Origin of the sequence: Elstera sp. (genome assembly GCF_044372965.1) — a bacterium.
GTDB lineage: Bacteria > Pseudomonadota > Alphaproteobacteria > Elsterales > Elsteraceae > Elstera.
On record NZ_JBILQX010000131.1, the window covers coordinates 1 to 10105 of the forward strand.

Genomic DNA, 10105 nt, shown 5'->3' on the forward strand with positions numbered 1-10105 from the left:
TGGTCGAACAAACCGCCCTGGCCGATGCCGAGGTCGAATATCACGACCATACCTCGACGCAGATCTATGTGCGCTTTCCCGTGGTCAGCAGCCCGAACGCGGCGCTGACGGGCGCGGGCGTCGTGATCTGGACGACGACGCCCTGGACCATTCCGGCCAACCGCGCTGTCGCCTTCAATCCCGACCTCACCTATGCGCTGATTGAGGTCACGGACGTTGCCGAAGGCGCGCTGGCGAAACCCGGCGATAAGCTTATTCTGGCCGCCGATCTGCTGGAAGCCACCACCCAGGCGACCAAGATCACCGCCTTTACCAAACTTGCCGATCTGCCGGGCACCGCGCTGGAAGGCACGATCCTCGCCCATCCGTTACGCGGCCAGGGCTATGAGTTCGACGTTCCCCTGCTCCCCGGTGCCCATGTCACGGCGGACGCCGGGACCGGCCTCGTTCATACCGCCCCCAGCCACGGCGAAGACGATTTCCAGCTTGGCAAACAGTTCGGGCTGGAAGTTCCGCGCACGGTGGCGGGCGACGGGAAATATTATGAGACCGTGCCCCTGTTCGCGGGCGTGCATGTGTTCAAGGCCGATGCGCCCGTCTGCACCGCGCTGACCGACGCGGGCAATCTGCTGGCAAGCGCGAAGCTGCTGCATTCCTACCCGCATTCCTGGCGCTCGAAGGCTCCGCTGATCTACCGCGCGACGCCGCAATGGTTCATCTCGATGGACACGGACGGCTTGCGCGATAAGGCCTTGAAAGCCATCGACGATACCAAATGGTTCCCGGCGCAAGGCAAGAACCGCATCGGCGCGATGATCGCCCAGCGGCCCGATTGGTGCGTGTCGCGGCAACGCACCTGGGGCGTGCCGATGGCGCTGTTCATCGACAAGAAAACGGGAGAGCCCCTGCGCGACGAGGGCGTGAACGCGCGCATCGCGGCGGCTTTTGAGGCCGAAGGCGGCGACGCTTGGTTCGCAAGCCCCGCCAGCCGTTTCCTCGGCAACGACTATAACCCCGAGGATTACGAGCAAGTCTCGGATGTGGTCGAAGTCTGGTTCGACAGCGGCTCCACCCATGCTTTCGTGCTGGAAGCCCGCCCGGACCTGAAGTGGCCCGCTGATCTGTATTTGGAAGGCTCGGACCAGCATCGCGGTTGGTTCCATACCTCCCTTCTGGAAAGCTGCGGCACGCGCGGGCGCGCGCCCTATGATGCCGTGCTCACCCACGGTTTCACGCTCGACGAGCAGGGCCGCAAAATGTCCAAATCCTTGGGTAATGGCGTCGATCCGCTGGTGGTGATGAACGAGTTCGGGGCCGATATTCTGCGGCTTTGGGCTATGCTGTCGGATTATTCCGAAGACACGCGCATCGGCAAATCGATCCTGCAATATACCGCCGACCATTACCGCCGCCTGCGCAATACCCTGCGCTATCTGCTGGGCGCGCTGGCCGGGTTCGAGGCGGCGGAGAAACTCCCCATCGCCGACATGCCGGAGCTGGAACGCTGGGTGCTGAACCGTTTGGCGGAACTTGATAAAGAGCTGCGCGACTGCCTTGCGCGCTACGATTTCCTCGCCTTCTACACGGCGCTGCACACCTTCTGCGCGAACGATCTTTCGGCCTTCTACTTCGACATTCGCAAAGATGCCCTCTATTGCGATGCCGCCAGCAGCCAGCGCCGCCGCGCCGCGCGCACCGTTATGGCCGAGTGCCTGCATAAGCTGATGCTCTGGCTCGCCCCGGTGATGCCCTTCACCACCGAGCAAGCCTGGGGCCTGCGCCCGGTCGGCGTTGCGGGCGGCCCCCAGGGTGAGACGGATAGCGTTCACCGCCAATTGTTCCCGGATGTGCCCGCCGCCTGGCTCAATCCGGCCTTGGGCGAAAAATGGGCGCGCATCCGCAGCATCCGCCGCGCCGTGACGGGGGCGATTGAGCTTGCCCGCGCGGCCAAGGACATCGGCTCTTCCTCCCAAGCCGCGCCGAAAGTCTATGCCGCGCCGGAGTATGTGGCCGCGCTCTCGGGGCTCGATTTCGCCGAAATCTGCATTACCGCTAGTATCGACCTTCGACCGCTCGCCGATGCGCCGCCGCAAGCGGTGCTCTCGACCGAGGTGGAGGGCGTCGCCGTGCTGTTCGAAAAAACCGAGCACGCCCGCTGCGAGCGCTGCCGCAGCTACTATCCGGAAGTCGGCACCATCGCCGACCACCCGGATTTGTGCTTCCGCTGCGCCGAAGTGATCGCCGCCTGACCATGCCGAAAGCCTTCAAACAGGGGCTCCTGCTCGCTGGCCTCGTCATCTTGCTCGATCAACTCAGCAAATTTTGGCTAATGGGCTGGTTCGGCGTGACGGGGCCGGACGACCGCGCCCCGGCGGTCGCAATCACGGGCTTTTTCAATCTGGTCGCCGTGTGGAACAAGGGCGTCAGCTTCAGCCTGTTTTCGAACCACGACGGTCGCGGCGCGTGGATTCTCTCCCTCGTCGCCCTGGTCATCACCGGCTTTATGCTGGTCTGGCTATGGCGCGCAACGGGCACGCTGCTGATGGTGGGCCTCGCGGGCGTTATCGGCGGCGCGATTGGCAATGTGATTGACCGGGTGCGCTTCGGCGCGGTGTTCGATTTTCTGTTCTTCTACTACCAGAACTATAGTTGGCCCGCCTTTAACGTCGCCGATATGGGAATTTCGGTCGGCGTTGGGCTGCTGCTGCTGGACTCGTTTCTCGACAGTCGCCGCAAGCGCTGAGGGCTGCTATGCGGCGGCGGTAGCTTGCCGCGCTGCAAAAACCGGGGCATAAGCGACCATTCTCCAAGCAGCGACAGGGATAGTCGCTATTCTACAGTGCGGTGATGAGAGCATGTCGAATTTCCTGGAAGAGCGCGTTTTAAGCGTCCACCATTGGACCAACCGGCTGTTCAGCTTCACGACCACCCGCGACAAAGGGTTTCGCTTCCTCAACGGCCAGTTCATCATGATCGGCCTGCCGGTGAACGGCAAACCGCTGTTGCGCGCCTATAGCATCGCCAGCGCGAATTTCGAGGAGCATCTCGAATTCCTCTCCATCAAGGTGGAAAACGGCCCGCTCACCTCGCGCCTTCAACACATCCAGGTCGGTGACACCATCATCGTCGGCAAAAAGCCCACGGGCACGCTGGTGATCGACTATTTGCTACCGGGCCGCCGCCTGTATCTGCTCTCGACCGGAACGGGCCTTGCGCCGTTCATGTCGATCATCCGCGACCCGGAAACCTACGAAAAATTCGAACAGGTCATCCTGGTTCACGGCGTCCGCGAAGTCGCCGAACTCGCCTATCACGACTATATCGCCCACGATCTGCCGAACGATGAAGTCTTGGGCGAAGTCATCGCCGGGAAACTGCTCTACTACCCGACCGTCACGCGCGAGCCCTATAAAAACCAGGGCCGCGCCACCGACCTCATCGAAAGCGGCAAGCTGTTCACCGACCTCGGCATTCCCGCCCTGGACCCGGAAACCGACCGCGCCATGATCTGCGGTAGCGCCGAAATGCTGGCGGATTTGAAGCGGATGCTGGAGGCGCGCAGCTTCGTCGAGGGCAATACCTCCACCCCCGGCAGTTTTGTGATCGAACGGGCGTTTGCGGAGAAGTAAACCTACTCCGTCACAAACGACCGCAGCACCGTGTACGCCTGGGTAATCAGCTTAAACCGCTCTTCGGCCGCCTTATCGCCGCCATTCGCATCGGGATGGTGGCGTTTCACCAACTCCTTGTAGCGGGTTTTTACGTCGGCCAAAGTGATCGGGTGGCTTAAGTTAAAGATTGCCATCGCCTTGGTTTCTTCCGGCGAGGCGGAACCGCGCGCAGCCGCCGCGTCATCAGCGCTATCATCGTCGAAAAAGCCGAAGCCATCGGTAAAGCGCGTGCGCCCGCCGGGGCGGGGGCCGCCTGCCGTGCGCGGCCCCGTTGGCTTAGCACCCGGCGCGCCCTTGGACTGGCCGAACGGCCAGGTTGGGCGGTTCCAGGTCGAATCGGTGCGCACTTCCGCTTCGATTTCCTCGGGGCTCATCCCGGCGTAATAGTTCCAGGCGAGGTTATACTCGCGCACATGCTCCAGGCAGAACCAATAGTAGCTATTGAGATCGATGCGCGAGCGAGGCGCGCGATAGTCCCCAGGCTCCGGGCAATCATGATGATCGCAGCGGCGGGTGGGGGGCGCTTCGGGCTCCTCGAAAAACGAGGCCGAAAACCGGGAGGGACGACGGGGGGCCATCGCGCTAGTATGGAAAGCCTGGGCAGGCGGCGCAAGCCATCAACCTTCGGGGCTGCCTGCCAAGGATGCCGCTTGACGATTTTAGGATTTACCCTATGCCGCACGACCCGCTTCCCCCCACCGGCCCCGTCGCCGCCCGGCTCCAGCAAAAGTTGCTGGCGGCCTTCGCCCCCGCCGAAGTGATCGTGCAGGACGATAGCGCCAAACACGCCGGGCACGCGGGGGCGCCTGCGGGGGGCGAGAGCCATTTCAGCGTCGTCGTCATCTCCCCCCAGTTCGACGGCCTATCGCGCGTCGACCGCCAGCGCCGCATCAATAAAGTCCTCGCCGACGAGTTGGCCGGGCCGGTCCACGCCCTCGCCGTGATGGCGCGCACCCCGGCGGAGGTTGGGGGGTAGCGGAGAGATTTGTCGGGGACGCCGTCCCCGCCCCCCTGGCCAAGGGACTTGTCCCTTGGCAATCCCATTTCCGTTCGCGCTATCGATCTTCAATGCCTCCAAGCATATTGAGTAATTACGGGTCCAGGGCCGTCGGCCCTGGTTGGGAGAGCCCGAGAGGGCAAACGCCCTCTCGGAACACGCGCCCACCCTGCCATGTCAGCGCGCTTGACGTGACGCATCAGCGCGGTTATTCCCGCTAGGCTTCTGTGATTTTCCGAGCCGGACAATGCCGTTTTCGCTGCCCCGCCTGCGCCAACTTTTCCCCGGCTTTTTGCTGAGTCTAACGCTGGCGCTCGCGGCCAGCTTCGTGGCCGCCAGCCAAGGCGGCCCGGCGGTGCTCTATGCGCTACTGCTGGGCATGGCGTTTAACTTCCTCTCCAGCGATGTGCGCTTTGCCGAAGGCATCGCTTTTTCCTCGCGCTCGATTCTGCGCCTGGGTGTCGCGCTGTTGGGCGGACGGATTACGTTGGAGCAGATTTCGGCGTTGGGGTGGCATTCGCTGGTGGGGATTGCCGCCGCCGTGGTCATCACCCTTGGCTTTGGGCTGATCGCCGCGCGGATGCTGGGCTTGCGGCAGCGCTTCGGCATTCTGTCGGCGGGGGCGACCGCGATTTGCGGGGCCTCGGCGGCGGCGGCGATTTCCGCCGTGCTGCCGCGCTACCCGAACCATGAGCGCGATACCGCTTTCACCATTATCGGCGTGACGACCCTTTCGACCGTGGCGATGGTGCTCTACCCGGTGATCGCGCGGCTGTTCGGGTTCGACGCGACCGATACCGGCATTTTCCTGGGCGGGACCATCCACGATGTCGCCCAAGTGGTCGGCGCGGGCTATAGCGTGAGCCATGAGACGGGCGATACCGCCACGATCATCAAGCTCTGGCGCGTCGCCCTGCTGGTTCCCACGGTCGTTGGTATCGCCCTCCTGGTGCGCTTCGTGCCGCCCGGCGAGGTTATTGCGGACGAGGGCGGTTCCGCAAAAAAAGCGCCGCTGGTGCCGATGTTCCTGCTCGGCTTTATCGCCATCGTCATTGCCAATAGCATCGGCCTCGTGCCGAAGCCGGTTGGGGCCTTTATGGGCGATGCCTCGCGCTGGTGCATCACGCTCTCGATTGCCGCGCTGGGGGTGAAAACCTCGCTGCAAGCCCTGTCGAAAGTCGGCGGGCGCGCGGTGGGATTAATGGCCGCCGAAACAATTTTGCTGCTGCTCTTGGTCGTGGCTCTGTTGAAGCTGGTCTGACCCTCTGGCGAAGCGCGCCCCATCCAGTGTAGGATGCGGGTAAGTGCAACTTTAGAACCGGACCCAATGTCCTCCGACAGTCCCAGGCGTGCCTGCCTGATCCTCCTCCGTCTCCGCGCCCCGATCCAGGGTGAGTCGCGGCCATGACACTGAAACTCCTCCTGATTTTCGTGCTCATTTTGGTGAACGGCCTGTTCGCCATGGGTGAAATGGCGGTGGTTTCGGCCCGCAAAGCCCGGCTGCAACGTTTGGCGAAAACCAGCGCCGGGGCGCGCCGCGCCCTTCTGCTCGCCGAACGGCCGACCGATCTTCTCTCCACGGTGCAAATCGGCATTACGCTCGTGGCGATCATCACCGGGGCGTTTGGTGGCGATGCGCTATCGGGCGATGTCGCCGTGCTCTTCGCGCAGAGCCCGGTGTTTGCGCCCTATGCCGATAGCCTCGGCTTCGGGATTGTCGTTATCCTCATTGCCTTTGTGAGCTTGGTGCTGGGCGAGCTGGTGCCGAAACGCTTGGGCCTGACCTATCCCGAGCGCATTGCCGCCGCGCTGTCGGGCGTGCTGCTGCTGACCAGCCGCGTCGCCCGGCCCGCCATTTGGCTGCTGTCGCTCTGCACCACGCTCATTCTGCGCCTGATTCCCGGCCAGGAGAGTAGTGCGGACGCGGTGAGCGACGAAGAAGTGCGGCACCTGATGCGCGAGGGCGCGGCCTCGGGCCATTTCGACGCCGCCGAACAGCAAATCGTCGATCAAACCCTGCGGCTTGGCGACCGGCGCGTGTCGGCCCTGATGACGCCGCGCACGCAGTTGGAAGTGCTCGACCTCGCCCAAACGCCGGAAGAATGGCGGGCGACGCTGGAAGCCAGCCGCTATTCGCGCTTCCCGGTGGTCGATGGTGCGCCCGATAATATCGTCGGCATCGTGCGGGTGAAGGATCTGCTGCAAAAGGCGCTGGCCGGCGGCGGGCTCGACCTGAGAGCCGCCCTGCGCGAGCCGCTCTATATCCCCGAAACCGCGCCCGCCCTGAAAGTGCTCGACCAGTTCCGCCAATCGGGCGAAGACCTTGCCCTGATCGTTGATGAATATGGCGATTTGCAGGGGCTGGTAACGCCCGCCGACCTGCTCGAAGCTTTGTTCGGCGGCGATCTCTCGGTCTCCGCCCCGAACGAAGACCCCGCCTGGGTGCAGCGCGGCGACGGCTCCTGGCTGATCGACGGCATGATGCCGCTCAGCCAAGTCCATGCCGTCACCGGCATTCACGATTTCCCCGGCGCCGACGAAGCCCATGTGCAAACCCTCGGCGGCTTCATCATGTCGCAATTGAAACGCATCCCCGAACCCGCCGACCGCGTGGCGTTGGACAGTTTCATCCTGGAAGTAATGGATATGGACGGGCGGCGCGTGGATAAGGTGCTGGTGACGAATCTGGCGGAAGCGGAGTAGCGAGAAACCCCATGCTGAAAAAACTCTCCCTCAAAGGCGTCGGCCCGGCCCCCGAAATGGAGGTCGAGTTTGCTGAACGGCTGACGGTCATTACCGGCGATAATGGCTTGGGGAAGAGTTTTATTCTGGATGCTGTGTGGTTCGCGCTGACCGGTAAGCCATTTGGGGAGGAAATTTTACCCACGGAAGCTGAAGAAAACTCGATTAGCTTAGAGTTTAAAAAAGTTAGCGAGTCATCCACTATAAATACAATCGTATACAAGCCCGGCCTTGACGACGAGAGTGGTGATTCTTGGGGTGCGCTCGGGAAGTTTGTTTTAAAGAATCAAAAATTCCCGACTTTGTATTTGGGTTGCGAAGGACGTATTGGGGTCTATGAACCCTTCCGCCGGGCAACTAAACTCGCGTTCTCTTCTGTATATGGACTAGACTCTTTAAAAAATGGCCTGAGAAAAGAAGATTTTAATATCAACAATATTGAAGTCAATATTGGTGGCGTCAGAGAAAGGGAGAATCTAATAAGAATAAATGGATATATATATGATTTAATGATTTGGTTTAAAGATAAATCAGAACCATATCATCAAATGCAAGATGCTTTAAAATACTTATCGAGCGAAGCTCAAGAATTTTTATCACTTTCACCACCCTCTCGGATCAATATTCAAGATTTACGTGAAATTCCTCATATCGTAACCTCATCTGGCGTAACGCCTATTACCCACGCCTCCGCTGGGGTGCAGCGAATCGTCAGTCTGGCATATATAATCGTTTGGCTTTGGCAGGAACACAAACTAGTTGCCAAGCTAACTAAAAAAACGCCGGCACGAAATCTAGTCCTCCTCATCGACGAAATCGAAACCCATCTCCACCCCAAATGGCAGCGTAAAATTCTCGCCGCCGTGCTCGAAGTCGCCAAGGCCATTACGGAAGATGAAGGGTTTCAGGTTCAAGTCATTTGCACCACCCATTCGCCCATCGTGCTGACGGGGATTGAGCCGCATTTCGATCCCGAAAAAGACAAGCTTCTGGACCTTCAGCTAACCCCCGGTGTTCCTGGCGAGCGGGGGACGGTGGAACTGCGGGAGGTGGAGTTCAGGAAATTCGGTACGGTTGGAAAATGGCTCGGAAGTCCGATGTTTGAGGTTCCCGAGCGCTCACAGCCTCAGGAAGAAGCACTCGCCAAACGAGAAGCCCTCTTCGAGATGGAGACCCCCGGCCCCGAAGATATTGCCGAGGTTGAAGCACGTATGACGGAAAGTTTCGCTCCGGACGATCCCGAGTTGGCGCATTGGGATTGGCTCGCCCGGCGCGAAGGCTGGCGGTCGTAAGGGGCAGGAGTATGATCCGACTCGATTTGCGCCCCGAACCGCAGAATTTCGACGTTGAGGTACGCCAAAAGGGGGCGATGTTTCTATCTAAATTCAGGCAGGAGAAGCAGCGCGATCCAGTAGCTGATGAGTTCCGCCCTCATTGGCGCACGATCACACTCCATGCTTACGAGACTTATGGTACGATATGCGCTTATACAGCGATGTATATCGATTACGCGACGGGAGCCGTTACAATCGATCACTTCCGCCCAAAAACAAAACATCCTGATGAAGCCTACGAATGGTCGAACTATCGTCTCTGTGCGCTATCGATAAATCGACGCAAATATGACCACGATGACGTTCTTGATCCTTTCACGATCCCACCCAATCTATTTAAAATTAATCTTTCCAGCGGAAAAATAAGTTATCGCGGGGTGCGGGGAACCGAGCATTTAGAATCCGCGTGCGAGGCCACGATAAAAAGGTTGAATCTCAATGAGGATTATTTAGTAAAAAACAGAATGGAATATCTCACCCGTTATGAAAAATATGGTGATGCGGAGGAGTTGAAGGCAAAAGCGCCAATTATATACGAAGAGCTTATGTATAAACCGCCTGCCGAGTCAAACCTACCATGAAATTCTCCCGCCTGCTCCTCCTCGGCCTTCTCCTTATCGCCGCCCTTTGGATGGGGGAGCGGTTTGTGCGGTCGGTTTGGGTGGTGGTGGATCGGCCCCGGCCGGTCGATGCGCGCGGGTCGCTCACCGAGCACGAGCAGCATACGGTAGCGCTGTTCGAAAATGCCGCGCCCTCGGTCGCCTATATTTTCACCGGCGATCCGAATGGGGATGGCGGCGCGGGCTCCGGCTTCGTTTGGGATCTCGCCGGGCATGTGGTGACGAATTATCACGTTGTCGAAGGCGCGCAGAGCGTGCGCGTGCGCCTAGACCGGGGCGAGGCCCATGAGGCGCGCGTGATCGGCGTCTCACCCGACCATGATCTCGCCGTGGTGAAGCTGGTGGATAGCCGCGTGCCGCTGCGCCCGATCCCCTTGGGCAGTTCCGCCGATTTGAAGGTGGGGCAGAGCGTTTACGCCATCGGTAACCCCTTCGGCCTATCGCGCACCCTCACCTCCGGGATCATTTCGGCGCTGGATCGACGCTTGCCGACCGCGCCGGGGCGCGAGGTGATCGGCGCGATTCAGACCGATGCCGCCATCAACCCCGGCAATTCCGGCGGCCCTTTGCTCGATAGCGCCGGGCGGCTGATCGGCGTGACGACCGCCATTCTCTCCGCCTCCGGCTCCTCGGCGGGGGTTGGCTTCGCCGTGCCGGTCGATACCGTGAACCGCATCGTCCCCATCCTCATCCGCGACAAGCGCATTCCCCGCCCCGGTATCGGCATTCTCGCCGCCCCGG

At 60.8% G+C, this 10105-nt stretch carries 10 protein-coding genes; 9 read left to right on the forward strand and 1 reads right to left on the reverse strand.

From position 1 onward, the window contains the following. The 3 genes from ACIQ36_RS14625 to ACIQ36_RS14635 all read left to right on the forward strand — a co-directional run. On the forward strand, positions 1 to 2249 hold a 2249-nt coding region (locus ACIQ36_RS14625; RefSeq protein ID WP_395830558.1), incomplete at its 5' end, for an isoleucine--tRNA ligase. Between the two features lie 2 nt (positions 2250 to 2251). After that, the gene (lspA, locus tag ACIQ36_RS14630) at positions 2252 to 2743 is read left to right on the forward strand and encodes a signal peptidase II (RefSeq protein ID WP_395830560.1); all 492 of its coding nucleotides are present in this window, start codon (positions 2252 to 2254) and stop codon (positions 2741 to 2743) included. A 112-nt stretch (positions 2744 to 2855) separates the two neighbouring features. Continuing rightward, positions 2856 to 3629, forward strand: a complete 774-nt coding sequence (locus ACIQ36_RS14635; protein ID WP_395830562.1) for a ferredoxin--NADP reductase — start codon at positions 2856 to 2858, stop codon at positions 3627 to 3629. Between the two features lie 2 nt (positions 3630 to 3631). On the opposite strand, the gene ACIQ36_RS14640 is transcribed toward ACIQ36_RS14635, so the two are convergent. Next, positions 3632 to 4249: a J domain-containing protein gene (locus ACIQ36_RS14640; RefSeq protein ID WP_395830564.1), complete on the reverse strand. Its 618-nt coding sequence runs from the start codon at positions 4247 to 4249 to the stop codon at positions 3632 to 3634. Between the two features lie 95 nt (positions 4250 to 4344). On the opposite strand from ACIQ36_RS14640, the gene ACIQ36_RS14645 reads away from it, so the two are divergent. The 6 genes from ACIQ36_RS14645 to ACIQ36_RS14670 all read left to right on the forward strand — a co-directional run. After that, on the forward strand, positions 4345 to 4647 hold the full coding sequence (locus ACIQ36_RS14645; RefSeq protein WP_395830566.1) for a BolA family protein: 303 nt from the start codon (positions 4345 to 4347) through the stop codon (positions 4645 to 4647). Positions 4648 to 4915: 268 nt separating this feature from the next. Next, on the forward strand, positions 4916 to 5929 hold the full coding sequence (locus ACIQ36_RS14650; RefSeq protein WP_395830568.1) for a YeiH family protein: 1014 nt from the start codon (positions 4916 to 4918) through the stop codon (positions 5927 to 5929). A 143-nt stretch (positions 5930 to 6072) separates the two neighbouring features. Then, positions 6073 to 7371: a hemolysin family protein gene (locus ACIQ36_RS14655; protein ID WP_395830570.1), complete on the forward strand. Its 1299-nt coding sequence runs from the start codon at positions 6073 to 6075 to the stop codon at positions 7369 to 7371. Between the two features lie 11 nt (positions 7372 to 7382). Next, complete coding sequence (locus tag ACIQ36_RS14660; RefSeq protein WP_395830572.1) at positions 7383 to 8702, forward strand: AAA family ATPase; 1320 nt, start codon at positions 7383 to 7385, stop codon at positions 8700 to 8702. A gap of 11 nt (positions 8703 to 8713) precedes the next feature. Beyond that, positions 8714 to 9325 carry a hypothetical protein gene (locus tag ACIQ36_RS14665; RefSeq protein ID WP_395830574.1) on the forward strand — a complete coding sequence of 204 codons (612 nt, stop codon included), beginning with the start codon at positions 8714 to 8716 and terminating at the stop codon, positions 9323 to 9325. Further along, on the forward strand, positions 9322 to 10105 hold a 784-nt coding region (locus ACIQ36_RS14670), incomplete at its 3' end, for a S1C family serine protease (RefSeq protein ID WP_395830576.1). The genes ACIQ36_RS14665 and ACIQ36_RS14670, both read left to right, overlap by 4 nt.